19 protein-coding genes are annotated in these 26,216 nt (G+C 45.5%); 8 read left to right on the forward strand and 11 right to left on the reverse strand.

From position 1 onward, the window contains the following. Nucleotides 1-188 precede the first annotated feature (188 nt). The 3 genes from AC23N5_RS03395 to AC23N5_RS03405 form a co-directional block, all read right to left on the reverse strand. Nucleotides 189-1,529 (reverse strand): tetratricopeptide repeat protein, encoded by a 1,341-nt coding sequence (locus AC23N5_RS03395; RefSeq protein ID WP_183977648.1) that lies wholly within the window; start codon nt 1,527-1,529, stop codon nt 189-191. 109 nt (nt 1,530-1,638) lie between these two features. After that, nucleotides 1,639-2,535, reverse strand: a complete 897-nt coding sequence (locus AC23N5_RS03400) for a 1,4-dihydroxy-2-naphthoate polyprenyltransferase (RefSeq protein WP_487754477.1) — start codon at nt 2,533-2,535, stop codon at nt 1,639-1,641. 252 nt (nt 2,536-2,787) lie between these two features. Further along, nucleotides 2,788-5,751, reverse strand: a complete 2,964-nt coding sequence (locus tag AC23N5_RS03405; RefSeq protein ID WP_487754478.1) for an FAD-binding and (Fe-S)-binding domain-containing protein — start codon at nt 5,749-5,751, stop codon at nt 2,788-2,790. A 162-nt stretch (nt 5,752-5,913) separates the two neighbouring features. On the opposite strand from AC23N5_RS03405, the gene AC23N5_RS03410 reads away from it, so the two are divergent. Genes AC23N5_RS03410 through AC23N5_RS03420 form a run of 3 tightly spaced genes read left to right on the forward strand, consistent with a single transcriptional unit; the run spans nt 5,914 to nt 9,535 of the window. Continuing rightward, a complete protein-coding gene (locus AC23N5_RS03410; RefSeq protein ID WP_487754479.1) occupies nt 5,914-7,749 on the forward strand; it encodes a patatin-like phospholipase family protein in 1,836 nt (611 codons plus the stop codon). 11 nt (nt 7,750-7,760) lie between these two features. Beyond that, nucleotides 7,761-9,041: an adenylate/guanylate cyclase domain-containing protein gene (locus tag AC23N5_RS03415; protein WP_487754480.1), complete on the forward strand. Its 1,281-nt coding sequence runs from the start codon at nt 7,761-7,763 to the stop codon at nt 9,039-9,041. 59 nt (nt 9,042-9,100) lie between these two features. After that, a complete protein-coding gene (locus tag AC23N5_RS03420; RefSeq protein WP_487754481.1) occupies nt 9,101-9,535 on the forward strand; it encodes a hypothetical protein in 435 nt (144 codons plus the stop codon). Here the strand turns inward: AC23N5_RS03420 and AC23N5_RS03425 are convergent. From AC23N5_RS03425 to AC23N5_RS03435, 3 genes are all read right to left on the reverse strand, one after another. Next, the gene (locus AC23N5_RS03425; protein ID WP_487754482.1) at nt 9,532-10,146 is read right to left on the reverse strand and encodes a hypothetical protein; all 615 of its coding nucleotides are present in this window, start codon (nt 10,144-10,146) and stop codon (nt 9,532-9,534) included. The genes AC23N5_RS03420 and AC23N5_RS03425 overlap by 4 nt on opposite strands. A gap of 55 nt (nt 10,147-10,201) precedes the next feature. After that, nucleotides 10,202-11,656, reverse strand: coding sequence for a UDP-N-acetylmuramoyl-L-alanyl-D-glutamate--2,6-diaminopimelate ligase (locus tag AC23N5_RS03430; protein WP_487754483.1), 1,455 nt, complete (start codon nt 11,654-11,656; stop codon nt 10,202-10,204). A 99-nt stretch (nt 11,657-11,755) separates the two neighbouring features. After that, the gene (locus AC23N5_RS03435; RefSeq protein WP_487754484.1) at nt 11,756-12,355 is read right to left on the reverse strand and encodes an LOG family protein; all 600 of its coding nucleotides are present in this window, start codon (nt 12,353-12,355) and stop codon (nt 11,756-11,758) included. 135 nt (nt 12,356-12,490) lie between these two features. Between AC23N5_RS03435 and AC23N5_RS03440 the strand changes: the two genes are divergently transcribed. From AC23N5_RS03440 to AC23N5_RS03460, 5 genes are all read left to right on the forward strand, one after another. Next, nucleotides 12,491-13,612 carry an XdhC family protein gene (locus tag AC23N5_RS03440; protein ID WP_183977657.1) on the forward strand — a complete coding sequence of 374 codons (1,122 nt, stop codon included), beginning with the start codon at nt 12,491-12,493 and terminating at the stop codon, nt 13,610-13,612. A 10-nt stretch (nt 13,613-13,622) separates the two neighbouring features. Continuing rightward, a complete protein-coding gene (locus AC23N5_RS03445) occupies nt 13,623-14,822 on the forward strand; it encodes a molybdopterin molybdotransferase MoeA (protein WP_487754485.1) in 1,200 nt (399 codons plus the stop codon). 459 nt (nt 14,823-15,281) lie between these two features. Then, a complete protein-coding gene (locus AC23N5_RS03450) occupies nt 15,282-17,702 on the forward strand; it encodes a ribonucleoside-diphosphate reductase subunit alpha (RefSeq protein WP_487754486.1) in 2,421 nt (806 codons plus the stop codon). Between the two features lie 334 nt (nt 17,703-18,036). Next, entirely contained in the window at nt 18,037-19,089 is a 1,053-nt protein-coding gene (locus tag AC23N5_RS03455) for a TolB family protein (protein ID WP_487754487.1), read from the forward strand. Nucleotides 19,090-19,205: 116 nt separating this feature from the next. After that, nucleotides 19,206-20,759 (forward strand): glycoside hydrolase family 10-like protein, encoded by a 1,554-nt coding sequence (locus AC23N5_RS03460; RefSeq protein WP_487754488.1) that lies wholly within the window; start codon nt 19,206-19,208, stop codon nt 20,757-20,759. A 142-nt stretch (nt 20,760-20,901) separates the two neighbouring features. Here AC23N5_RS03460 and AC23N5_RS03465 read toward each other — a convergent pair whose 3' ends face one another. The 5 genes from AC23N5_RS03465 to AC23N5_RS03485 form a co-directional block, all read right to left on the reverse strand. Further along, the gene (locus AC23N5_RS03465; RefSeq protein ID WP_487754489.1) at nt 20,902-21,795 is read right to left on the reverse strand and encodes an SAM hydrolase/SAM-dependent halogenase family protein; all 894 of its coding nucleotides are present in this window, start codon (nt 21,793-21,795) and stop codon (nt 20,902-20,904) included. Between the two features lie 13 nt (nt 21,796-21,808). Then, nucleotides 21,809-22,645, reverse strand: a complete 837-nt coding sequence (locus AC23N5_RS03470) for a ribose-phosphate diphosphokinase (RefSeq protein WP_487754490.1) — start codon at nt 22,643-22,645, stop codon at nt 21,809-21,811. 98 nt (nt 22,646-22,743) lie between these two features. Beyond that, nucleotides 22,744-24,219, reverse strand: coding sequence for a nicotinate phosphoribosyltransferase (locus AC23N5_RS03475; protein WP_487754491.1), 1,476 nt, complete (start codon nt 24,217-24,219; stop codon nt 22,744-22,746). Between the two features lie 28 nt (nt 24,220-24,247). Next, a complete protein-coding gene (locus tag AC23N5_RS03480; protein WP_487754492.1) occupies nt 24,248-24,895 on the reverse strand; it encodes an NUDIX hydrolase in 648 nt (215 codons plus the stop codon). 104 nt (nt 24,896-24,999) lie between these two features. Beyond that, nucleotides 25,000-26,184 carry a DUF1343 domain-containing protein gene (locus tag AC23N5_RS03485; protein WP_487754493.1) on the reverse strand — a complete coding sequence of 395 codons (1,185 nt, stop codon included), beginning with the start codon at nt 26,182-26,184 and terminating at the stop codon, nt 25,000-25,002. Between the last annotated feature and the right edge of the window lie 32 nt (nt 26,185-26,216).

The raw sequence follows: 26,216 nt of genomic DNA on the forward strand, positions 1-26,216 counted from the left end.
GTGCTATGTACAGTGATTGGTTAACAGTTAGCCGTTAATTGTCAGATTGAACGTATTGCTCCAGAGGAGCCAAATCTTCGTAGAAAGAATCAGGTCAAAGAAAAAGCCCCATCGAGGCGACCAATGGTCAACTCAATGGGGCTTTTTCTACATGGCAGCTAACAACACAATTAACTGCGTACAAGCACTTAGTTACAGTAGTCGCTGATTACTTTGTAAGCCTGGGTATATCCCAATTCACCCGCTTTCGACAAGTCCAAACAACCACTATTTTCGTCGCCAAGGCTGTGTTTAATCAAACCACGAACATAATACGCTTCTGCATGTTTAGGGCTCAATTTGATGGCACTTGTACAATCTTGGATAGCACCTCTTTGGTCGCCAATGGCAGACTTAATCATACCACGCGTAAAATATGCTTCTGCATAAGTAGGGTTAAACTCAATGGCTTTGTTTAAGTCGATAATCGCACCTTTGCCATCACCCTGTTTGTTTTTACCAACTCCCCGCGCAAAAAACGCCTCCGAACGCTCAGTCGAAAGCTCGTTGATTTTGTTTTTCTCTTGTACTACTTCACGAAGCTGGTCCAAAATCGAGCGGCTAATGCTTCCCATATAAACCACTTTTGTATCGGTAGGTGTGTTGTTAATATCAACTGCTTTGTTCAAATCTGAGATTGCATCGCGTTGGTTGCCCAATTTGCTTTTGCTAAACCCACGTCCATAATAAGCACGGTGGTTTTGTGGATCAAGACGAATCGCTTGGTCAAAATCAGTGATAGCCTCTTCGTATTTTTCTAGTTTGCTACGAGAAAAACCACGGTTGTAGAACGACTCCGCATCCTCTGGCTTCAATTCGATGGCTTTGCTGTAATCGTTTACGGCACCCGCAAAATCGTTTAATTTAATTTTCACATAACCACGGCCTGACAATGCCGATGGGCTTTTGGGGGTCAAATCCAACACGCGAGAGAAATCAACCAAAGCACTTGGGTAATCTTCCAATTTTGTTTTAACCGTACCACGGGCAAAAAGCGCTCCTGCGTTGTTTGGTTCCAACTCAATAGTACGGTTCAAATCTTGAAGCGCTCCACGGTAGTTTTCTACGCGAGCACGGTTAACCCCGCGTTGATAATACCCTTGTGGATCGTCAGGATTCAATTCAATAGCCCGTGAAAAGTCTTGAATCGCAGAGCGAAAATCGTCTTGTTTGGCTTTGCTCGCCCCACGGTAAAGGTACGCGTCCGAATACTTAGGATTTAATTCGATAGAACGGTCAAAATCTAAAATTGCCCCACGGTGGTCTTTCAGATTCGCCTTCGCCATGGCGCGGTTGTAGTAGCTAGGGGCGTTTTCTGGGCTCATCGTAATAGCCAAATTAAAGGCTTGAAGAGCGGCCACAAAATCGCCAGATTTACTTTTATTAACACCTTCTTCAAAATACTCCGCGGCAGTTTTTTGAGCTTTCAAAACATGAGTAAATGCCATAATACAGGCAAAAACAAACATAAAAGTTGAGCGTTGCTTCATAGCAATACGTAAAAAAAGTTTGATGAATATTGGGATTGGCTTGCCAAAACTACCGATTTTTAGACGCCTAGCCAACATGACCCCTAAAATATTTATGCCGAAAAGTAAATTATCCTACCCAAAATCCTATTCCAAATAACAGAACAAAAAGCAATGTGGAGAGCGCCATCTGTTTTAAATACGGGTCTAACTCTCTTGGGTTTGTCAGTCGGCTAACGGCAAGACCATTCCGCACAAAAAGCGGAAAGCTAAGTACAAACACCCACTGGCTCCATGTCCATTCGGTGAGTAGTAAATAGGCAATACTTGCCAACATCCCGACCGTCAACAATACCCAATGATACACAATTGCCTTGCTACGACCGATGCGCACTGGTACCGAGCGCTTGCCCGTCAACGTATCTGATTCGATGTCTCGGATATTATTAATATTCAATACACCCACGGCAAACAATCCGCAACTTGTGGCGGGTAATAACAACGTTGAATCAAAAGTTTTGGTATGCAAATAATACACGCCCAACACTCCTACCCATCCAAAAAATATAAGCACGGATAAATCTCCCAGCCCTTCGTAACCATACGGACGCTTGCCTGCGGTGTAGGTGATAGCCGCAATGATGGCTAGAATACCCAACCCCAAAAAGGCCAAAAACGACTGCCATGTCGCATCTTTGAGGGCTTCATACAACAGCCCAATTCCGCTCACCAGCGATACTACCGAAAACAAAATCACGGCGTTTCGCATCGAACTAGCCGAAATCGCTCCCGACTGTACCGCCCGCTGAGGCCCTTGCCGCGCTTCGGTGTCTTTTCCGTTTACGGCATCGCCGTAGTCATTGGCAAAGTTGGAAAGTACTTGCAAGCAAACGGTGGTTACAACCGCCAAAATAGCGATTGTCCAGCTAAATTGATGGTGTGCGGCGGCCAAAAAACACCCCATTAGAATACTCGATAACGCCAAAGGCAACGTCCGCAAACGCGCCGCTTCTATCCATTTTTTCATCAGTTAGTCCATTATTTTTAGCCTATAATCCATAGAAAATCGAATTTTTACAAATTTTAAAAGTATAATTATCAAGCAATTAACGATTAGCCATTGACGATTAACAATTAACTTTTTGCATCTCTCTTCACAATTTCCTAATTTTGCATCGGCAAATCGGAACTACCAGCTCCCATTGAATCCCCCAGGTCTTGACCGAAGCAAGGGTAAGTGGTTGTAGCGGTGAGATTCTCGGTTTGCCATTTTTTGTTTTTAGCGCAATGCTTCCCACAAAATTTCTACTGGGTGCAGCGCATGACGGCCCGTTCCATCGTGGATTTGATGACGACAACTCGTCCCTGGCGCCGCAATAATCACTTCTTCGGGTTGCTGACGTACGGTAGGGAACAACACCATTTCCCCGATTTTCATCGACAAGTCGTAATGCTCTTTTTCGTACCCAAAACTTCCTGCCATTCCACAACAACCGCTTGGAATCAACTGTACTTCGTAGTTTTTGGGCAACGAAAGCATTTTTTTCGTCGGCACCATTGAAGCAATGGCTTTCTGCTGACAATGACCGTGCAGTTTTATGCGTTTGGGTTCTTCGGTAAATTGCTTGCTGGTAATGCGTTTGGCATCGATTTCGCGGGCGATGAACTCATCAAACTGTAAAGCATTTTTGGCCAAACGTTTGGCATCCTCGACCAATTCTTCACTCACCAAATCAGGATATTCGTCGCGGAATGTCAAAATCGCCGACGGCTCAATTCCCACCAACGGTGTCTGGTCTGAAATTAGCCCTTTGAGTAGCTGCACATTTTGCTCTGCAATTTTTTTGGCATCCTTCAATAACCCTTTCGACAACTGCGGACGACCACTCGGCCCGTGTTCAGGAATCACCACTTCGTACCCTAATTTTTCCAACAATTGAATGGCTTTTTTTCCAATCTCAACGTCGTTATAATTGGTAAATTCATCACAAAAAAGGTAAACTTTGCCACTTGCTTGTCCTTTGCCCCTTGCCCCTTGCCCTCTGTCACTTGCCCAACTCTTCAAAGTCGTGTTATGCAACAACGGCATGGTTCGGTCGGGGTGAAAACCTACGAGTTGGTTGGCAATGCGGCGCAAGGGAGCGTTTTTAAACACCAAATTGTACGCCCAAGGCACGTAGCTCGCAATCCCCGTCATTTTGGAAAAGTTACCCACCAGCCACGAGCGCATGGGTACGCCGTTGGCATCGTAGTAGTGCTGTAAAAACTCCATTTTCAGTTTGGCAACGTCCACGTTCGACGGGCATTCTCCTTTGCAGCCTTTACAGGCCAAGCACAAATCATATACTTCTTTGACAGCTGCCATCCCAGTGGAGCTGTTTTTGTCATCACTAAATTTCCCATTCGGCGTTTGGGGGCTGTGCGTCAAAAACTCGCGCAATATGTTAGCCCGAGCCCGCGTGGTATCCTTTTCGTTGCGCGTGGCCATAAAGCTAGGACACATCGTTCCACCCGACAACTGCGTTTTGCGGCAGTCGCCAGAGCCATTACACTGCTCAGCGTGTTGGAGGATGGTTTGGTTTGGATAGCGAAAATACGTTTTAACATCAGGCGTTTGTTGGTCGGCTTCGTAGCGCAAAAACGTATCCATTGGCGCCGTATCCACAATTTTGCCTGGGTTGAAAATCGCATTAGGATCCCAGGTTCGTTTAAGCTCTTTAAACAACGCGTAATTTTTTTCTCCCACCATCTGCGGAATAAATTCGCCGCGCAAACGCCCGTCGCCGTGCTCTCCCGACAGCGAGCCATCGTATTTTTTCACCAAAGTAGCAATCTCCTCCGCAATCATTCGGAATTGACGGTGGCCTTCTTTGGTTTTTAGGTTGATGATAGGACGAAGGTGGATTTCGCCCGAGCCTGCGTGCGCGTAATGCACGGCCGACATGCCGTTTTTGTGCAAAATCTCGTTAAAATCACGAATAAAATACGGCTGGTCTTGCACATCCACGGCCGTATCTTCAATCACAGCCACGGCCTTTTCATCGCCAGGGAGATTGGCCAAAAGCCCCAAACCTGCCTTCCGAAGCGTCCATATTTTTTTAGTATCGTCGGCATGAAGGAGCGGATAATGAAAGCCTTTACCTTCCTTTTTGTAATCCTCAATCAAAGCTGCCGCTACCCGTTCTACTTCCTCTTTGGTATCCTGAGAAACATCCACCACCAAAATGATAGGATACGAGCCATCGGCTTTTTTCTGAACAAAAAACGCGTTTTTGCTTTGTTCGGGGTTTTCAGCCGCGCATTCCAAAATGTAATTATCAATCAACTCGACGGCCTGCGGTTTGTATTTCAACGCCGTGAGGGTGGCATGAAGCGCGTCGTCGATGGTATCGAAATGCACACACACCAGTCCTTGGGCTTTGGGCGGCGGCGGAATAATGTTCAACTTTATTTCGGTCAAAAAACAAAGTGTTCCTTCCGAACCTGCAATCAGTTTGCACATATTAAAAGGCCCCTCACCCCCAAAAGGAGCAGAATCTAATAGCATATCCAACGCATAGCCCGTATTGCGGCGTTCAATTGACTTTTTGGGGAAGTTTTTGCGTATTTCTTCCTGATTTTCGGGATTAGAAAGGATTTCAAACGTCTTGGCATAAATAGCTCCCTCTAAACCTTCCGTCGGGAAAGAAGTACTTTCCCCATTGGCAGGCAGGGAGCCGAATGTAACCTCGCTCCCATCGGCAAGCAGCGCCTTTACTTCCAACAAATGTTCACGCGTGGAGCCATACACCACTGAGTTTGACCCGCAAGAGTTGTTTCCCACCATGCCGCCAATCATCGCACGGTTGGCGGTAGAAGTTTCGGGGCCGAAATACAAACCATACGGCTTCAGCGCCATGTTTAGCTCATCGCGTACGACGCCTGGCTGTACGCGCACCCAGCGTTCTTCGGCGTTGATTTCCAAAATCTTCGTAAACGTCCGCGATACATCGACCACGATGCCATTTCCAACCACTTGCCCCGCCAACGACGTTCCAGCCGTACGCGGAATGAGGGATGTTTTATGGGTATTTGCAAAACGGATAAGCACTTTTAAATCCTCAATGTCCTGCGGAATTGCCACGGCCAGAGGCATCTCACGATACGCCGACGCGTCGGTAGCGTAGAGCGTTCGCATGGTTGTATCGTCGTACAGTTCGCCCTTAAAACGTTGGGCTAATTCAGAAAGTGGTAGGTGAGTCATTGGTGAGTTTTCGAAATCTTCTGCGAAAGCGCAAAGTTACGACCTACGCGTTTGTTATGCTAATTTGATTTTCTCTCAACACATGCTTTATAGTGCAATTTACTCTACCAGAAATATATACTCTTTCCTTGACTATCATTGTAGATAGGAATATATTTGACTATGCAAAAAGCTGTTTACTACGAATTACTCCAAATTACGCTGACCCGCATTTTTGGAGAACTCCCAATGGATGTCTTTGAATCAGTCGTTGATTTATTAGAATGGAAAGAAATAGCGGGGGGAGAAATTTTATTCCATAAAAACGATGAAGCTGATTGTTTGTATGGCGTACTCAGCGGACGGCTACGGGCGTATGTTCCGACCGATGATGGGTCAGAAATACCTTTGGGGGAGATTCCGCCAGGAGAAACGGTGGGAGAAATGGGGATTTTTACGGAGTCTCCGCGCAGTGCGAGTATCGTCGCCATCCGTGATTCGGTTTTGGTAAAAATCAGTAAAACCGCCTTTGAAAAAATCATCATGGTGTCGCCCAAAGTCGTCCTCAATATCACCAATTTGATTATTGAGCGGCTAAATCGACAAAATCTTTCCAAAAAAACGAATTACAAAATCACGAACGTTGCCCTCATTTGTTTGCATCATTCTCCTGCCGAAAAGGCATTTTGTCAGGCCGTTTTCAAAGCACTCAACCATAAGGCAAGTTGTTCTTATTTATCCATTGAGCGGATTAGCCAGCACTTTAACGACCCAGAAATTGCGAATGTAGAGAAAGCAGACGTGACCAATTACCGACTGCTCAGTAATTGGCTCGATGAACAAGAAGCACAGTATAATTATGTTTTTTACGAGGCCGATACCCTCACCAGCGAATGGGCCAAACGCTGCGTTCGTCAGGCAGATAAGGTGCTGATTATTTCTGAAAGTCAATACGGCTCGGGGCCGAGCGCTGCCGAAATAGCCTTATTACACACGGGTTCTTCTAGTGTCAACAAAACGCTGGTGTTGCTTCATCCTCCCATAGCTGATTTTCCGACCAAGACCTCCAGTTGGCTACGAAGCAGGCGAGTTCAGCGGCATTTTCACGTAGAACAAGATAACCCCTCAGACGTTGAGCGCATTCGACGTTACCTCATGGGTCAATCTGTCGGGTTGGTGCTATCGGGAGGTGGAGCGCGGGGCTTTGTGCACGTGGGAGTCTATCGCGCCTTGGAAGAACGTGGCATTCCCGTCGATTTTGTGGGAGGAACGAGCATGGGTTCTATCATTGGCAGTTTTATTGCCATGGGATATTCTGCCGAAATGCTTGACAAAGTCATGCGTAAAATCTACGTAGAAGGCAAAAATCCGACGGCTGATTTTAACCTGATTCCCTACTTCTCGCTCATTAAAGGCAAGAAAGTGGAACAAATTTTAGAAAAATATTGCGGTGAAATCGAAATCGAAGATTTGTGGCGCAATTTTTATTGTATTTCTAGCAACCTCACCAAAGCCGAGGCCATGATTCACCAAGCGGGGAAATTGCGGAAATACGTACGGGCCAGCATCTCGCTGCCAGGTATTTTACCCCCTGTCATTGACGAGGAAGGCTTACTGGTGGACGGTGGAATTTTTAACAATACGCCTGTAGATGTCATGCTGGCTCAGGGGGTTGGAAAAGTAATTTCGGTCGATATGAATGTGCAGCGTACGCTTCAAAAGAATGAAAACTACCAGTCAGGTGGTACGTGGCAAGCTTTCAAAGGGCGGGTTATGGGGCAAAATACAGGCACTAGAATCCCCAATATGATGTCCGTAATTTTTCAATCAACCACCATTTCTAGTGATTTTAAAGCCAATCAATACAAGCCTTACTGCGACCTGTACATCAACCCCAATGTGACCAATTTTGGCATTATAGATTGGAAATCGTACGAAAAAATTGTTGAAATCGGCTACCAAACTGCCATTGAAGCAATAGATGAACAGTTAAAAACGACACTTGAGTCCTTCAAGTAATCCACACATTTATGAAAAGACGTCTTTGGATATTGGTATTGGTATTGGTATTGGTATTGACACTTGCCCATCCTTTAGCAGCACAAAAAAGCAAAACCGACTCGGCTACGACAAAAAAAAAGGGGTGGCGACTTTTTGGCAACAAAAAAAATAAAGAGTTAGAAGCCGTTTCCAAGGAAAAAGATAAAGTTTCGGCAGAGAAGAAAAAGGTAGAAAACGAAAAGCAATTTTTAGAGTGGAAAAATCAAAATTTGTCCTCTCAAATAGACGCCCTTGATGCGCAAAAAAAGGCATTGGATGTCCAACAACACTTTCTGGATTCGCAGCTTGTTGTCCGCAACCAAAGCCTCAAACTCATGACCGAGACGCAAATGAAAATCCAATTGATGCTCTTGCGGCAAAAACAGCTACTCGACTCCGTTTCGTTTACCAAAGTCATTGACTCCCTCAAAATCAGCGACCAACAGAAAATATTGGCCCAAAAAGAAGACCAACTTCGACGGCAAGAAGCGGAAGTCGAACTTCAACAAAGCCAACGAAATTTACTGATTGTGGTGGTATTAGGGGTTTTGGTAGTAGCTCTTGGCATTTACCGAAGCCTGTTGAATGTCAAAAAATATTCTAAAATTATTGAGGAAGAAAAAAACAAATCGGAATACTTACTGCTCAATATCCTGCCCAAAGAAGTAGCCGATGAGCTCAAGAAAAGCGGTGCCGCCGAAGCAAAACATTACGAAGAAGTAAGCGTATTATTCTCTGATTTTGTGGGCTTTACCTTTTTGGCCGAAAAACTCCCGCCCCAAGAACTGGTTGCCGAGCTGGACTATTGTTTCAAGCGTTTTGACCGAATTATGGGCAACAATAAGATTGAAAAAATAAAAACCATCGGCGATGCCTATATGGCCGCAGGTGGCGTACCCGTGCCCGACTCCGACGCTCACGTGCGCATTGTGCGGGCGGCACTTGAGCTGCAAGAGTTTATCGAAGCCCGAAAACAGCAACGACTCCACGAAAATTTGCCTTTTTTTGAAGCCCGCGTCGGGATTCACACGGGGGAAGTAGTGGCAGGAATTGTGGGGGAAAAGAAATTTGCTTTCGACCTTTGGGGCGATACCGTCAACATTGCGTCTCGCATGGAATCAGCGAGCCTTCCTGGCAAAGTCAATATTTCGGAAGATACCTACGAGCTGGTCAAAGCGCATTTTATTTGCTCCGACCGTGGCAAAAAAGACATCAAAAATCGCGGAGAAAAAGGAATGTATTTCGTTGAAAGGGAGGTTTTGGGAGATTAAAAAAACTTTTTCAACCTTTTACTCCTAAAGCTCGTCTTTATTCAAAAATCAATAATTTTATGAAAAACATTGCCATTCTCATTCTATTCATCGTTGGCCTGTGGCTGCAAAGTTGCAATTTCAAGGAAACTTTTGTGCATCCATTTTCAATCACAGATTCATGGAGATTGACCGAACATCAACGCTATCCTGACAGTAGTTGGAATGCCATTAATGTCAATAATTCGCTAATTGTCCGTTTCAAATTGGATGGAAATATCCAATTTGACAAAGAAGAATCCTATTATGGTTGGATACCTTTTCAAGAAGGGTGGTGCAACCGTGCTGAAAAATATAAATTGAAAGATGGACGTATCTATTTCGGCTTTGGAGAGAGACGTTGTGTTCATATTGTTGCTCCCAATACCCCTCCCTACGGCCACATCCTCAAGTTGACCAAACAAGAATTAGTGATTGAGTGGTGGGGACAATCATGGAAATTTATCCGAATTTAACCCTTATCAGTTGGCAAAATCTCTTCGTCTTCTAAAATTTGTTGCAAACAAAACGTGTAATCCTCGAAAAGTGGAACGCTCTCACTCCAGGCATATACTTCTACGTTTTTGTGGGTACGTATCACCAAAATTTGACGACTTTTTGTCAAAATCCATACGATACCTTCTACCCCAAAAGTCAACAGTTCTTGGGATTTTTGAAGAATATAATCCGCTTCCGTGCCCCCTTCTTCTTCGTTTTCGGCTTTGGCGTCAATTTTCACGTCCACCTCTATGATGAACTTAGGAGGTAGTGAAGTGTAAGTATCCGTCCACGGATGAGGTGATTTTGATTTTTCGCATATAAGAATGTCTCCCGAAAAATTGACATTCTTACGTAAATGCAACCCTACTTCATTGGTAGGCACCCAAAATTGTTTTTTAGGTAAAAGATTTTTTAGAAAATGTACAAGGGCTTGTATCATCAAACCCTGTAAAAAACTACTTCCCATAATTTCTTCTTCCGTTTTGAGCCCAAGCAATACTTTACGATAGCCTTTTCGGTAATAAACCCGACCGCCAAACTCTTCGTAAATAAGGCTTTGAGGAATGGGTTGTGTTGTAGTAGCCATAGCGTTTCTCCTTTTTTGAACTTACGTAAAGTTACAACATTTTTACATTGGCTGGTTACTCAAACGCCGCTCGCAATTCCTCCCTGTCATCGAAATGATGCTTTACACCTTTGATTTCTTGGTAGGTTTCGTGGCCTTTGCCCGCTACCAAAATGATGTCATGCGGCTGGGCCAATGATACCGCGTACCGAATGGCTTCGCGGCGGTCTTCGATGGTTTTGGTTTTCTTAAAGTCAACGGGCGAAACCCCTGCTTGCATTTGTTCCAAAATCGCGAACGGGTCTTCGTTGCGCGGATTATCAGACGTCAGAATCACTTTATTGCTCAATTCGCAGGCAATCCGCGCCATTTCGGGGCGCTTGGTTGCATCGCGATTTCCGCCACAACCCACCACCGTAATCACTTGCTGGTTGCCTTCGCGAAGTTCGTTGATGGTTTCCAACACATTTTGTAAGGCATCGGGTGTATGGGCATAATCCACAATCCCTACCACTTCACTTGGACTTACCACCTGCTCAAAACGACCTGGTGGCGGCGTAACTGCCGACAGCGCCGTCAGCACCTGTTCGGTATCTTCGCCCAACAAAATAGCCGCGCCATATACGCCCAATAAGTTGTAGGCATTGAATTTCCCAATCAGTTTAAACCAAACTTCTTGTCCGTCCACGTCCATTTGAAGCCCAAAAAGGCTATCCGCAATAAGTTTACCTTTGAAGGTGGCAACTGTTTGTAGCGAATAGGTCTCTTTGCGAGCGGCGGTATTTTGCACCATCACCCCCCCACGACGGTCGTCGATATTTACCAACGCAAAGGCCGTTTTAGGCAACTGGTCAAAGAATCCTTTCTTGGCTTTGATGTAGTTATCGAACGTTTTGTGGAAATCAAGGTGATCGTGGGTGATGTTGGTAAAAACTCCTCCCACAAACGTCAACCCTGCGATGCGTTCCTGTGCCACCGCGTGTGAGCTCACTTCCATAAAGCAATATGAACACCCGCGGCGAACCATTTCAGCCAACAACTCATTGATTTTAACCGAATCGGGGGTTGTATGCGTCGAAGGAATAATATCATCATCAATTTGGTTTTGCACCGTCGAAAGTAACCCTACCCGATGCCCCAATTGGCGGAATAGTTTGAACAGCAACGTCACAGACGACGTTTTCCCGTTGGTTCCTGTTACCCCTACTAATTTAAGCTTCGCCGACGGGTTATCATAAAAATTAGAAGCCATTTGTCCCATCGCTCGGGCTGAATCCGCCACCTGAACGTAAGCTATTCCCTCGGCCAAATCGTTGGGTAAGTCTTGGCATAAAATAGCCGCTGCACCCATTTCAATGACTTTCGGAATAAACCCATGCCCATCCACTTGCGTCCCTTTCTGGGCCACAAACAAACTTCCCGAAGTTACGTTTCGGGAATCAAATTCGATGGAACTGATTTCAATATCGGTATTTCCAATTACTGAACTAATCGGAACGCCCGCTAGTAGGTTTTGAAGTGTCTTTGCCATTGTCAATTCAATCTTTGATTAAAAACGAGGATGTGAGCATCCTCAGGGTTGGTTTTGAGAAACCAACTGCACTTGTTATTCACTCTATTACTTAATTACTTAAACAGTGCCCCCATCCCCGTGCTGAATGTTCTTCAGCTCCAGTTTGGTTTCATTGCGTTCAAACGCCATCATTTTATCCAATAATTCGTCAATCGTATCCGCCACCAAGAGCAATGCGCGGTTTTCGGCTTTCAAAAATCCTTCTTGCACCATGTGGTCGATGTGGGCTAATAAATGATTGTAGAAACCGTTGATATTCAATACCCCGACGGGCCCATGAAAAATTTTCAACTGTGTCCACGTCAGAATTTCAAACAGTTCATCGAGGGTTCCGAAACCACCAGGAAGTGCAATGACTCCGTCTGACATGGAAACCATTTTGGCTTTGCGCTCGTGCATTGTATCCACAAAATGAATTTCGGTGAGGGTTTTATGCGCCACTTCTAATTCGGCCAAGAAATTAGGAATAATTCCCGTTACTTTCTGGCCTCCTGCCAATACGCCATCGGCAACGGCTCCCATCAACCCCAAATTCCCCCCTCCATAGACCAGACTTATACCTCGGTTGGCCAACGCACGCCCAGCTTCCTCGGCTGCTTGAAAATACTCAGGTCGCTTGCCCGCGTTTGCCCCACAATACACAACAATTGTCTTCATTCTCGGTTTGTTAATAATTGCTTTGGCCACAAATATCGGGAACGAAATCCACCAATGCTAACGAATATCATTGGTGGGAATCGGGAATCCTCTATTTTTGTTGTGGCTCTTACCAAGATAAATTAGCACATTCACATGAAAGAAATCAAAGCCATCATCGAAGCCTACGATTGCATCGACCGAAGCACCACCAAAGCCGCCCTCGCCACCGTTGTGCGCGTCGAAGGGTCGTCGTATCGTCGTACGGGTGCCCGTATGCTTGTCATGGACGACGGCGTGTGGGTAGGTGGCATCAGCGGGGGATGCTTAGAAGGCGATGCCCTCAAACGGGCACGCCTCGCCATTGCCAAATCGCAAGCGAGTTTAGTGACCTACGACACCACGGAAGACGACCAACATCAAATCGGCGTCGGATTGGGATGCAACGGGGTCATTGACGTTTTATTGACTCCTCTTTCGTTTGAGGACGCTACTAATCCCGTTGAAATTCTCAAAAGCTGCATGAACGAGCGCCGTCAGACGCACATTTTATTGACGGTGATTGGGTTAGAAGACGATTACCAAGGCTTACAAGCAGGAACGATGCTCCGTTATACAGGCCCTGAAAGCATTGCATTTTTAGACAACCCAAGCCTTCAAGCAGAACTTACCCATACCATAGAGGTGTATGCTGAAAAAGGGCGTTCACGTCCCAAGGCGTTTGACCTCCCCGACGGCCGAACGCTTGAATTGTTCATCGAAATTCTTCCCCCCGAAATTCACCTTGTATTGATGGGGCACCAATACGATGTTTTACCATTGGCTCGTCTTACCAAAGAAATTGGTTGGCGGACGACCATCGTTGCCAATCCTCAGAAACTGATGTCTAAATTGCTGGCTGTCACCGATGCGATTGTTACCCCAGCCGATTTTAGCACCATTTTAATCGACGAACACACGGCGATTATTCTCATGTCGCACGATTTTAAGACGGACAAATACAACCTTCCCAAGGTGCTACAAACGGCGGCGAGTTACGTGGGGATGCTGGGTCCGAAAGTCCGTTCTGAAAAAATCCTTAAAGAACTTTCTGAAGAAGGGATTGTTATTTCAACAGCCGAAAGCGAACGAATTCACGCCCCCGTAGGTTTGGACATAGGCGCTATTTCGCCCGAAGAAATTGCTTTGTCGATTTTAGCCGAGATACGGGCCGTTTTTTCCCTGCGTACGGGAGAAGCCTTGCGCCTTCGCACAACCCCTATTCACGAACGCGACTGATTTATTTACCATGGAATTGACCTCTGTAAACGATGCCACGCGCATTATTTTAGAAAATACCCTCGACTACGGTACCGAGGCCGTTGCCTTTACTTGCGCCTACCGCCGAGTATTGGCCGAACCGCTCGTAGCCGACCGCGATTTTCCTCCTTTCGACCGCGTGACAATGGACGGAATTGCGATTCAATGGCAAAGTTATCAAAATGGTCAGCGTACTTTTCGGATTGAAAGTACCCAAACTGCGGGCGACGTACAGCATACGCTCCAAGACGCTGCCGCTTGTATCGAGGTAATGACGGGGGCATCGCTTCCCATTAATACCGACACGGTCATCAAATACGAAGACGTGATCATCGACAACGGAGTAGCCCAGCTTACATTTACCGTTCGCGAGAAACAAAATGTCCACTTTCGGGGCGAAGACCGCATGGCGGGTACTGCTATTGTTCCCGCAGGCACGTTGTTGGGGCCGCCCGAAATCGCCATTGCTGCCAGCGTTGGCGCCACGGAAGTGATGGTAAAAAAACTGCCGTCGGTCGTGATTATTACTTCGGGCGATGAGCTGGTGCCAGTAGAGGCCACCCCACTCCCTCACCAGATTCGGAGTTCAAATGTTCACTGCATCGCCACTTTGCTCAAACCGTACCGAATAGAGGTAGATTTTATTCACATTCCCGACGATTTGGCAACGACGCAGCAGGCCATTCAACAAGCCCTACAACAATACGACGTCCTCATTTTGTGCGGTGGGGTATCGCAAGGAAAAAAAGATTTTATTCCCAAAGCCCTTCAAGCCGAAGGGGTGCAGAAGTATTTTCATAAACTGAGCCAGCAACCAGGAAAACCGTTCTGGTTTGGGCGAAAAGACCGTAACGTTGTCTTTGCTTTGCCAGGAAACCCCGTTTCTTCCTTCCTGTGCGCGCGTCGGTATTTTATCCCGTGGCTACGACAGTCGTTGGGACTGGTGGCTTTCGACCACACCTACGCGGCCTTGAGTGCCGACTATGTTTATACATCTCCATTGACTTATTTTTTGCAAGTTCAACTATACCAAGAGAATGCCACATTGATGGCTCGTCCAGTGATGGGGCATGGCTCAGGAGATTTTGCCAATTTGGTTGAAAATCAAGGGTTTTTAGAGCTACCCAAGGAGCAAACCGAGTTCAAAAAGGGAGACATATTTCCACTTTGGCGGTACGATACCCTGTAATATCCTTTTTGAATATGCCTAATAAATAGCGGGAAAATACCGTTTGATAAATTCATCGAAAAAAAAACTCCCAAAAAGTTGAATGAGCCCAAAGGTTCGTCGTAAATTGTACCACGAAAAGCTCCAAACATAGCGATTTAATGGGCTACGATACTCTCTTAAATTTTTGTATTTTTTTTCTTGATTTTTAAAAAGTGAATGCCCTAACCAAGAGACTCGTAACCTGCTAATAGCAAATTCGTTACTAATTTCTGAACACTATACGACGGCATAAAAAGTGAACCGACATCATTTTTTTTGATTAGGGTCACTCATAAAACGTTTGTAATTTCGCAAAACCAATGACAAGCTATTTGCCCTTTCAGGTGCTCTTTTGGGCACGTGCAAAAGTGAATTGTGCTTTTCAAACCAAAATCAGTACAAAACAGACAAGCACCCCAATAAAAATACGAAGTACCTATGTATGTTGTTAAACGCGATGGCCGCCGTGAATCGGTCAAATTTGATAAAATCACTTCCCGCATAGAGAAGTTGTGCTACGGACTGGAAGCTGCTTACGTTCAGCCAATTGAAGTAGCTAAAAAAGTCGTATCTGGTATTTATGATGGCGTAACTACTGCTGAGTTGGACGTATTGGCTGCTGAGACAGCCGCTTCTATGACGACTAAGCACCCCGATTATGCCATCTTGGCCGCGCGTATTGCTATTTCCAATTTGCACAAAAACACGCTGAAGTCGTTCTCGGCAACGATGAAGCAACTTTATACTTATACCGACCCCAAAACGGGCGAAAATGCTTCGTTAATTTCGAAAGAAGCCTATGACGTGATTCGCAAACACGCCGCGTTGCTCGACTCAACCATTATTTACGACCGCGACTACGGCTACGACTACTTTGGGTATAAAACGCTTGAAAAATCATACCTTTTGAAGGTAAACGGCAAAATCGCTGAGCGCCCTCAACACATGTTGATGCGCGTAGCGGTAGGGATTCACTTAGAGGATTTAGATTCGGTGATTGAAACCTACAACTTGCTTTCTGAAAGATGGTTTACGCACGCCACTCCTACGCTTTTCAACGCAGGAACGCCGAAGCCACAGATGTCGAGTTGCTTCTTGTTGACAATGAAAGAAGATAGCATTGCGGGTATCTACGACACCCTCAAGCAGTGCGCTCTTATTTCGCAATCCGCAGGGGGAATTGGGGTAAGTATCCACAATATTCGCGCAAAAGGCAGCTACATCAAAGGAACAAATGGTAACTCCAACGGTATCGTGCCAATGTTGCGCGTATTCAACGACACTGCCCGTTACGTTGACCAAGGCGGTGGTAAGCGTAAAGGTTCGTTTGCGATTTATTTGGAGCCTTGGCACGCCGATATTTTTGATTTCTTAGAATTGAAGAAAAACCACGGGAAAGAAGAACTCCGCGCCCGCGATTTGTTCTATGCCATGTGGATTCCTGACTTATTCATGAAGCGCGTAGAAGCCAATGACTCATGGTCGTTGCTTTGCCCTCACGAATGCCCAGGATTAGCCGATACGTATGGCGACGAGTTTGAAGCGTTATATACCCAATACGAGCGCGATGGCAAAGCCCGCAAAACGGTAAAAGCCCAAGACCTTTGGTTTGCAATTATGGAGTCGCAAATCGAGACAGGGACGCCGTACATGCTTTATAAAGACCACGCCAACCGCAAGTCGAACCAAAAGAACTTGGGAACCATCAAGTCGTCGAACTTGTGTACCGAAATCATGGAATTCACCTCTCCAGACGAAGTAGCGGTTTGTAACTTGGCATCGATTTCATTGCCTAAGTTTGTAGAACAAGGCACGGATGGTTTCTTGCATTTCAACCATGAGAAGTTGTTTGAAATCACGAAAGTGGTGACCCGCAACCTCAATAAAATCATTGACCTTAACTACTATCCTATCCCAGAAGCCGAACGCAGCAACAAACGCCACCGTCCTATCGGAATTGGTATCCAAGGGTTGGCCGATGCGTTCTTGTTGATGCGTATGCCGTTTGAGTCCGAAGAAGCGCGCCGCCTCAACGAAGATATTCACGAAACGATTTATCACGGCTCATTGATCGCTTCGATGGAGTTGGCTCAAAAAGACGGTGCTTATGAAACGTGGAAAGGCTCACCAATCTCTGAAGGTACGTTCCAATTTGATATGTGGAACGTAACGCCTAAGAGTGGTCGTTGGAACTGGGAACAGCTTCGCAAAGATGTCGTGAAACACGGTGTTCGCAACTCACTTTTGTTGGCACCTATGCCAACGGCTTCTACCAGCCAAATTTTGGGTAACAACGAATGTTTTGAACCATTTACTTCTAACCTCTACGTTCGTCGTGTATTGTCGGGTGAGTTTGTGGTTGTTAATAAATACCTCCTCAAAGACCTCGTAAAAGAGGGTTTGTGGAACGATTCGATGAAGAACAAGTTGATGATGCACAACGGTTCGGTTCAAAAAATCGCCGAAATCCCACAACACCTCAAAGACCTTTACAAAACGGCTTGGGAAATTAAACAAAAGACGATTGTGGACATGGCCGCCGACCGTGGTGCGTACATTTGTCAGTCGCAGTCGTTGAATATTTTCATGGAGAATGCCAACTACGGCAAACTTACGTCGATGCACTTCTACGCGTGGAAGAAAGGTTTGAAAACAGGTATGTATTACCTCCGTACCCAAGCTGCCGTTGACGCCGTGAAGTTTACGGTTGAAAAACACGTAGAAGCGGTCTTGGAACCTGTTACGACGAAAGTTTCTGAAAAAGACCTCAATTACGAGAAATACGCGCAAGAGCACGCTCCTCAGGTAGCGCCAAAAGAAGATACCCAATATCCTCTTAACTCACCTAAGGATAATTAATCTTTCGCTTTCTACTTACCCCTTGCAAGCCCGAACCTTTGTGTTCGGGCTATTTTTTGTGCTGTGTATTTCAGGGTATGAGTACCCTGAGGCACGACCCGTGAGGAGGGATACTCATATCACAACAACTAAGCAAACTTGTCAGTCCTCAGGGTATGAGTACCCTGAGACACGATGCGAGTACCCTGAGGCACAGCGCGTGAGGAGGGATACTCATATCCCGACTAAGCAAATATAATAGTCCTCAGGGTATGAGTACCCTGAGACACAATATGGGCGTTCCAACGTTATGCTCCTTTTTTGCGTCTTCCCAAAAACTAGACTCACCTCCTCCATGAACCGTTTTCTATCGTTCGGAATTGCTGCTGCAATTGTATGTTTAATGACTGCATGCCCCAATGGTCTTTTTAATGACCGCAATGGAAAATTTCTTTCCCAGCCCGTCAATTTGGAAGCCTTTAATTCTGAATTTGACGATTATAATTCTGCGTTGCCAATCAATCGCTACGGCAATGGTTATCTTATTTTTTCCTCAAAACGTGACCGTAAAGAGCTTTTTAACCTTGTCACTAAACCTTTTGAGTTAGAATACGACGACAAAACCAACGTACTCAACGCTAAAGCCAGCATTCAATACAACCTCGACATTGCCAAAGACGAACCTTACTACCAGCTTTTAGTACGGAAGGCCAATCAATCGTGCAATGTGCTAGGGCCAGTGGTTTATTCATTCGACCGACAAATTATCAACAGCGGAAGTAGTCGCCATGAGGGTAAATTTTTGTTGCTTTATGCCGACGATTCATCGGGGGATTTACAAATTAAATTTGTTCACAATTTCAACGATAAAAACACGGCTGAAGGCCCTTTTGAAGTGGCATGGCTCAACAGCACGAGCGATGATGCCTATCCTACCTTCAATTCAGATTTTAGCAAAGTCTATTTTTGCTCAAACCGTGAAGGGAATTTTGACATTTTTGAGGCCGATTTGCCCAACGACAAAACCCAACTTTTGTCCACCTTATTAGCCAGGGCAATTCTGCCTGTCAAGAAAAACACGCAGCTTTCTTCACCCGCCGACGACAAATGTCCACACTTTGCAACAAGCTATTGGAGCAATACGCTGTACTTTACATCCAATCGTTCGGGTGGTTTGGGAGGTTTTGATATTTATTCTGCTCAACTCACCAACGGAACGTGGTCACAACCCGAAAACATGGGAAGTCGCGTCAATACTTCTTACGACGAGTACCGCCCAATAACCCTTCCCAACTACGATTTCAACTATCATTTAGGGGTATTTTCATCCAACCGTCCCCAAGGTAAAGGTGGCTTTGATTTGTACATGGTAGGATTTTTGACGGGGGAAGAAACGCGGCCTAAATAGGCAACTTTCGCGGTTTTGATACCGCAAGATAAAGGATGCAAGATTGATTGGTCAAAATCATTACATTTGTGGGTTAACCAATCTTTTTTGCTCATTTTTAACTCTTGCATCATTCCGTGAAAAAACACCTCGCTTGGCTCTGCCTGCTGCTGTTTTTAGTGTTAGAAGGTTGCAAATCATCCAAAAAACCGCGTACCACGCCTCGTGATTTTGGCCCAATGGGAATGAAACGCGAAATGCGGGCGGTTTGGATTGCAACGGTCGATAACATTGATTGGCCCAGCCGCAAAAACCTTCCTCCCGCTGAACAACGGGAGGAGTTTATTCGGCTCATTGAAACACACAAACGGATGGGTATCAACGCGGTTTTTGTGCAAGTACGGGCGGCAGCCGATGCGTTTTATGCCCGTGGCGAAGAACCTTGGTCTGAATGGCTAACGGGAAAACAGGGCAAAGCTCCCGAGCCTTTTTACGACCCCCTCGATTTTATGATTGAAGAATGCCACCGTCGGGGCATTGAATTTCATGCGTGGCTCAATCTCAACCGCACGGCTCACCGAGCAAGTAAGAGTATTTCCAACGATAACATTGGCCGCAAGCGTCCTGAATGGGTCTTTGACTACGATGGCTATAAGCTATTCAACTTTGGGCTCCCTGAAGTTAGGGATTATATTACGTCGGTAACGACCAACATTGTCCACGAATACGACGTGGACGGCATTCATTTTGACGACTATTTTTACCCTTATACCGTCACTGGCCAAACGCTCAAAGACGAAGAAGCCTACCAACAATACGGCAGTCGGTTTCGCAACAAAAACGACTGGCGCCGCGACAACGTTGATAAACTTATCAAACAAATCAGCGATGCGATTACAGCCGAAAAACCGTACGTTAAGTTTGGGGTAAGCCCATTTGGGGTGTGGAGAAATCGGAAAGATGACCCTTCGGGCTCGGCAACGGAAGCTGGGCAAACATCCTACGATAATCTGTATGCTGATACAAAAAAATGGATGAAAGCGGGCTGGATTGATTACCTTGTTCCTCAGATTTATTTTTCTACAAAGTTTGACAAAGTACCCTTTAAAATCCTGACTTCTTGGTGGTTGCCTTATACCTACGGTCGCCATTTATACATTGGTCAAGGCCCGTATCGGATTGGTACCGAGGACAAGGATAGAACTTGGGCAAATCCATCTGAGTTGCCAAACCAAATGCGGTTTATTCGCCTCAACCCCGAAATTTTGGGAAGCGTTTTCTTTAGTTCAAAGTCATTGATTGGAAACAAACTAGGACACGCCGATTCCTTGCGTACCAATTTCTACAAAGAACCCGCGTTTCCGCCTACCATGCCGTGGAAAGACCATACGGCACCTTTGACTCCCAAGAATTTACAGGTAAAAGATACCCGCGACGGCGTCGAACTGCGCTGGGCGGCCTCTGAAGCAGCCCGCGATGGTAGTCTTGCTCACTACTATGCCGTCTATCGCTATTCCGACAGTGAAGCTCCTCGCCTATTGGCAGGCTGCTATGAAGGTCAAACGCGCGCGCTTGATAAAAGTGCCAAACGTGGCAGACGCTATACCTACGCTGTTACGGCCCTCGACCGCCTTCACAACGAAAGTGAGCCTGTGTTAGCGACGGTCTATGCTCGTTTGGCGCGGAAATAAATGCTTACGCACTGTTAATCGTTATCTGTTAACCGTTAATTATACTGATTACTAGCTACTTAAAGAAGATTTTTGAAGTTTTTTATAGACATTCCAAGTTTCAAAAACTTGGAATGTCTAACTGTCTTTGAAACTTGGAATGTCAGCGTTTTTCTAGCTTTACTTTCCAATTAGGGCCACTTTTTACACCGTATTTGGTAGAAAAATCACCCATATTGACGGCAAAAGAAAAATTCATCAAGCTATTCAAATAACAAAGATTTTGTCCTTCGGGCACTTCACCGAAGGTATTGGCAAAAGGCATTTCACCACGAAACACTTCTTTGTCGCCCTCCCAAACCGTCACCATTACCTTTTTACCCGCCGTTAAACCCCAATTTTTCACCATTTCAGCGGGGATATTTGTCCAAACGTTACCGTACTGAACGTCCAAAATTGGGATAGTTCCAACAATGGCATTTCCCTCTAAAACTGCTTTTTGGTACGGAATTCGAACCACTTCGTTGGGCAAACGCGTCCCTACTTGCGCCAGCGTAATGACACCCGCGGCCAACCGCGCCGCTGTAAACGCATATACGTCACGTCCGTGAAAGGTGTAAGAGCCTTGCGAATTACGTCTTCGATTGATGGCTTCGTCAATCTCTCTTACTTCTTGAATCCCCATCGACTCGGCTACCAAAGAAAAGCTCCCGTTGTTGGGTCCCACAAAAAAATGCCCGCTCTTGGTTTTTAGCACCACCGATTTGCGGTCGGTTCCCACGCCTGGGTCCACCACCGACACAAACACCGTTCCTTTAGGCCAGTAGGTTGCCGTTTGTTGGAGGCGATAAGCGGCTTCCCAAATGTTATACGCAGGAATTTCGTGGGTCAAATCAAACAGCCGTAGTGCGGGGTTCACGCCCATGGCCACGCCCTTCATGGCCGATACAGCCCCGTCTTTCAAGCCAAAATCCGTTTGAAAAACCACTGTTTTGGGTTGGGCATACAGGGTGGTGGCAAAAATCCATGCCGTGATTGCAGTAATGAGTTTTTTCATTAGAAACCTATATTTACAGAACTGATTCTACGGGAAAGATACGTACAGAAGGCGGAGTTTCAGTAAATTCTTTAAAAGAGTTTGTACTAACTATCCCATCTATTCCTGCAATATCAAACCCTCGGCTAAAGATACCATGACTAACCACCAATAGTACTTTTCCTGCATTTCGGCTTTTTAAAAGTGCGGCTAGTCCCGCAAAAGTGCCGCCACCGTCACAAATATCATCAATGATAAAACAAGGTCGTTGGCCAAAATCTTCTTCAAACGTCTTAAAACCTGACAATTGTCCCGTTTTTACGTCCCTAAATTTGATACATTCCGCCACTCGCTCCGCACCTATCGACGCTGCAATTTTATAGACCTTTTTTAATGCACCTGAATCGGGCGAAACCAAATAATAACCGTCGGTATTGGTAAGATTGGGAAACGCTTCCATTGCCTTTTTTACCAACGTTACATTTGAAATCGCCACCGAACGATGGACAAGAGCCGTGGCAACGTCGGAATGCGGGTCAAAAATGCGGACTTTACGAAATTGTCCTGCATTGAGCATATCAGCCACAATTTTGAGCGAAAACGGCTCTCCTTCCGTCATAACTCGGTCCATACGAGCTGCCAATAAATAAGATATCGTCACATCTACTGTCTCGACGCCTGCATAATCAAGGGCATTTTTGGCGGCAAGGCAGAGAAATACATCATTCATGGTCGATAAACGTGTCAAAATATGCACGTGCTTGGTGTTGGCGGGAAGAGCCTCCAATTGAAGGTGCGGCTGTCCGTCGGGAAAAGTAAAGCTTTTGAAAGCTATTTCGCTTTTTTGTGGCGTAATTAAGTTAAGGTTCATTTGAGTTTCGTTTTTTTGAACCATATAAGACATATAAGGGCATATAAGAACAAAAACTTATAATCTCTTATATGACTTATATGGTTTAAAATGTGGGTTTAAAGCTGTTGTTGCACCCGTGTTCGTATCTCCGACAGTGTCCAATCAATGGTAAGTTTTCCATCCAAAAAGACCGTTTTAAGCTCACCTTCGGCTTCTTCCTCCCACGTACATTGATCTTGCAATACGTACTTGCCCGTAACAGCATCCCGATGCACCGCCATCAACCCTTTGGCCGATTTTTTAGTCCCATCGTCCGTTTTAGGGTCTTTGAAAATATCACGCCCCTCACCATCTACTTCACCGTAAGTCGCCTTCATGGCAAAACCAAATGTGTCACGTGTCACGTATTCGTAGGTGTATGAACCTATTCCGAGCACCACGTTATAACTAGCAAATCCTTTTTGTTTGAGTCCTTCTAAAATGGATAGCTGCCGCGCAGGCGTAATGCTATCTCCGTAAATAAGGCCAATATGCGCATCCAGTAATTTAAAACCCTGAGGCGTAACGCTCCCCCCAAACGTTTCCCACATGCACGCTATCGCCCCTTTGTATTCGGGTGAACCAACGGGCGCGGCAGGGTCGCCAACGATAATTTTCACAGGATCACCGCTATCAGGACGAATAACCACTTTGCCATCGCGGGCCAAAATTTGGTGTTTGAGTTGAGGTAAAAACTCCGTAATCACTTGCCAAAAATCCCACGTATCGCTCACGATAGAAACAATTCCCGCGGGATATACCTCCGTAATTAGTCGCTCAAAGGTCTCTATTTCACCGTCTTTTGTCCCCATACACATTACGCTATGCTCCGTAGCAGGCACCGAACCACCAATCAGCTCGGTTTCACAATCTGCGTTATAGTAATTTTCCAAGAAATCAATGGCAGGAATGGTATCGGTTCCCGTAAAACTCAGCAGGTGTCCCGCACCACTCATCACCGCATCTTCAATACCCGACATTCCTCTAAAACTGAAGTCGTGGCCTTGCCAAGGCACAAAACTAAGGTCATCCCCCACGGTTTCGCGGGCATAATTGGTAAAGGTTTGGAAGTATTCAAATGCCGTTGTAGCCGAAGTGCTTGGTTTCCATAAAATGGTACTCATCAAGGTTTCGAGCATGTTGGTCAACCAAAAAAAATCAGGTTTTGTATTGCGAATCGTCAGAACAGGCACGCGCATTGGAACAAGACTACCTTCGGCCAACGCCTTGATTTCGAGTGGCAAGTACCCCAAATCATGCAGTGCTTCTACGTGGTCGTATGGAATACAATCTTTTCCCAAATAGTTATCAATACGACGCTTGTATTGTTGGATAACTTCGGCTTTGGGACGTCGAAAGAAATTTTCATCAAACTGGCGAATGAGGTATTCTTTGATAAAATACTGCAACCCAAAAAATACAATTTCATTCTGTTCTGGGTTTCGTGATTTACGAGGCGTAAAGTTAGAATACACCAAAGTTGTCCCGTCGGGATATTGGAATTTGTGTCCTACTTTGTAACCGTCTTTTAGTAAAATGGGAAGTGTTTTCATGGCAACTGTAAACGTATCTATTTAATTTTCAAGGAATAAACTCAAACAATTCAGCAGGACGACTTTTTAGTCCTTCTCGGCGCTCGCCTGTGCTTCGCAATAAGCCCGAAGCCATCATGCGTTTGTGAAAATTGCGACGGTCGAGGCTTTCACCCAAAATACATTCGTGCAACGCCTGCAATTCGCTCATTGTAAACTGGGTATTCAGCAATTCAAAACCAATGGGTTGGTACTGAATTTTGGCAGCTAAACGCGCCTGTGCCACCTGAGCGATGTGCTCGTGGTCAAACCCAAGCGGAGGGAGTAGCTTCCAATGAAACCACCGCAGCTCATTTGCCATTTGCCCAACCATCAATTGGTATTTTGCTGGGTTGACCAACGCGTAATAAGCCACCGAAAGCACCCGACCTCTTGGGTCACGCGAAAGCCCTCCAAAGGTGTATAATTGCTCTAAAAATAGATTTTCAATCCCCGTTTTGTCCTTCAAAATCCGTTGTGCTGCCTCTTCAAACGTTTCTTCCAAGCGTAAAAAGCCGCCTGGCAACGTCCATTGATTGGCAAATGGTTCATCTCGACGATTGAGCAACAAAATTGAAAGCTGTTCGCCATCGTAACCAAATACAACGCAGTCGATAGTAACCGAAGGGCGGGGATATAGTAATAGTTCGTCTTGCATTTGCTTTGCGTATTAACGACACAAAGTAAATTATTCCACTTCAAACCTGCAAAATATTTTGCGTATTTATTACACGAAGTTATTTAACGGTCCACCCAAAAGCGCTAAAGCAAGGAAAAAAGAGGTTCTTTTGATACATACCCAACAGAATTAATCCATTGATTTTCAAACTCTTTCAAATAAGAAACTACCTCTAAAAGCGACTGTTTACCCCGCACAAAATCAATCAACAATTCGTCCCCTACCAAAATCTCCAACGCCGTACGAGGATTTCCTTTTTCGTAAGAGCCTATTCGCCAAAGATTTGGAATGTGTTCGTTAAAGGCGCGTAGCAGCAGCAATGAACTCAGCAATGAATGGTTTTTTGCTTGCGTAGAAAGGTGTATTTGAAAACCTCCGCAGAGTTCATTGGCATATTTATGGAAAGTGGGGATAAACTGGAGTGGTCGCAACACGTAATTGAACCAATCGTATTCTTTGCTTAGGTGTTCAACCTCGTGTTTGATGTGATGCAGGGTTTCCCAACGCAAAAAAGGTGCTCCCACTATTTCAAAAGGACGGGTTGTGCCTCGCCCTTCGCTCAAAATCGTGGCTTCAAACAAGCATTGGCCGCTGTAAAGCTCGGCGGTTTGTAACGAAGGGAAATTGGGAGAAGGGTAAATTTGCATAAAATAGTCGGGAGACGACCCCATAAGCACCTGTAAGTCAAACGCTCCTCCATAAAATTCTTTTAACCAAAATGCGATTTCACCCAACGTCAGGCCGTGACGGTGCGGCAGTCCCTCGTGCCCAATAAAAGACGCGTACGTAGTCGAAATGGGTGAGCCTTCCACTTGGCGACCTGCGGGATTGGGGTGGTCTATCACCCACACACGCGGCGAACGTTGGCAACGGGCAATTGTTTCAAACAAATACGCAATGGTGGTCAAATACGTAAAATACCTACACCCAACGTCCTGAATATCAATCAGAATATCGTCTAATTCTTCCACCTTTTCAGGGGAAGCTTTCAGGCTCTGTTCGTCGTGCCCATACAACGAAACGCAATTCACGCCTTCCCAAAAATGATAGATTTCCGCATTTTCCAGTGCTTCTTGGTCCTGTAGTTCAGAAAAAAGGCCGTGTTCGGGCACAAAAACCGTTTTCAGTACTTTTTCTTTAGCCAACCAATCCATCAAATACATTTTTTCTTCAAACAAAAAGGCCGTTTGGTTGCACAAAAGCCCTACGTTTCGGTGGGTGGTTTTGAGGGTATCAATGAGCGCACGTAACGAATAAGGGCGTATCATAAAAACAAATCAAGGATAGTAAGTTGGCAAAT

The organism is Runella sp. R5_40 (assembly GCF_057652295.1).

Excerpts from the sequence above, each read along its gene's own strand:
- AC23N5_RS03405 (WP_487754478.1), bottom strand. The coding sequence starts at position 5,751 with ATGACTCACCTACCACTTTCTGAATTAGCCCAACGTTTTAAGGGCGAA.
- AC23N5_RS03450 (WP_487754486.1), top strand. The coding sequence starts at position 15,282 with ATGTATGTTGTTAAACGCGATGGCCGCCGTGAATCGGTCAAATTTGAT.
- AC23N5_RS03475 (WP_487754491.1), bottom strand. The coding sequence starts at position 24,219 with ATGAAAACACTTCCCATTTTACTAAAAGACGGTTACAAAGTAGGACAC.
- AC23N5_RS03440 (WP_183977657.1), top strand. The coding sequence starts at position 12,491 with ATGAAAGAAATCAAAGCCATCATCGAAGCCTACGATTGCATCGACCGA.
- AC23N5_RS03415 (WP_487754480.1), top strand. The coding sequence starts at position 7,761 with ATGAAAAGACGTCTTTGGATATTGGTATTGGTATTGGTATTGGTATTG.
- AC23N5_RS03435 (WP_487754484.1), bottom strand. The coding sequence starts at position 12,355 with ATGAAGACAATTGTTGTGTATTGTGGGGCAAACGCGGGCAAGCGACCT.
- AC23N5_RS03470 (WP_487754490.1), bottom strand. The coding sequence starts at position 22,645 with ATGAACCTTAACTTAATTACGCCACAAAAAAGCGAAATAGCTTTCAAA.
- AC23N5_RS03445 (WP_487754485.1), top strand. The coding sequence starts at position 13,623 with ATGGAATTGACCTCTGTAAACGATGCCACGCGCATTATTTTAGAAAAT.
- AC23N5_RS03455 (WP_487754487.1), top strand. The coding sequence starts at position 18,037 with ATGAACCGTTTTCTATCGTTCGGAATTGCTGCTGCAATTGTATGTTTA.
- AC23N5_RS03485 (WP_487754493.1), bottom strand. The coding sequence starts at position 26,184 with ATGATACGCCCTTATTCGTTACGTGCGCTCATTGATACCCTCAAAACC.
- AC23N5_RS03420 (WP_487754481.1), top strand. The coding sequence starts at position 9,101 with ATGAAAAACATTGCCATTCTCATTCTATTCATCGTTGGCCTGTGGCTG.
- AC23N5_RS03465 (WP_487754489.1), bottom strand. The coding sequence starts at position 21,795 with ATGAAAAAACTCATTACTGCAATCACGGCATGGATTTTTGCCACCACC.
- AC23N5_RS03425 (WP_487754482.1), bottom strand. The coding sequence starts at position 10,146 with ATGGCTACTACAACACAACCCATTCCTCAAAGCCTTATTTACGAAGAG.
- AC23N5_RS03410 (WP_487754479.1), top strand. The coding sequence starts at position 5,914 with ATGCAAAAAGCTGTTTACTACGAATTACTCCAAATTACGCTGACCCGC.
- AC23N5_RS03430 (WP_487754483.1), bottom strand. The coding sequence starts at position 11,656 with ATGGCAAAGACACTTCAAAACCTACTAGCGGGCGTTCCGATTAGTTCA.
- AC23N5_RS03400 (WP_487754477.1), bottom strand. The coding sequence starts at position 2,535 with ATGAAAAAATGGATAGAAGCGGCGCGTTTGCGGACGTTGCCTTTGGCG.
- AC23N5_RS03480 (WP_487754492.1), bottom strand. The coding sequence starts at position 24,895 with ATGCAAGACGAACTATTACTATATCCCCGCCCTTCGGTTACTATCGAC.
- AC23N5_RS03395 (WP_183977648.1), bottom strand. The coding sequence starts at position 1,529 with ATGAAGCAACGCTCAACTTTTATGTTTGTTTTTGCCTGTATTATGGCA.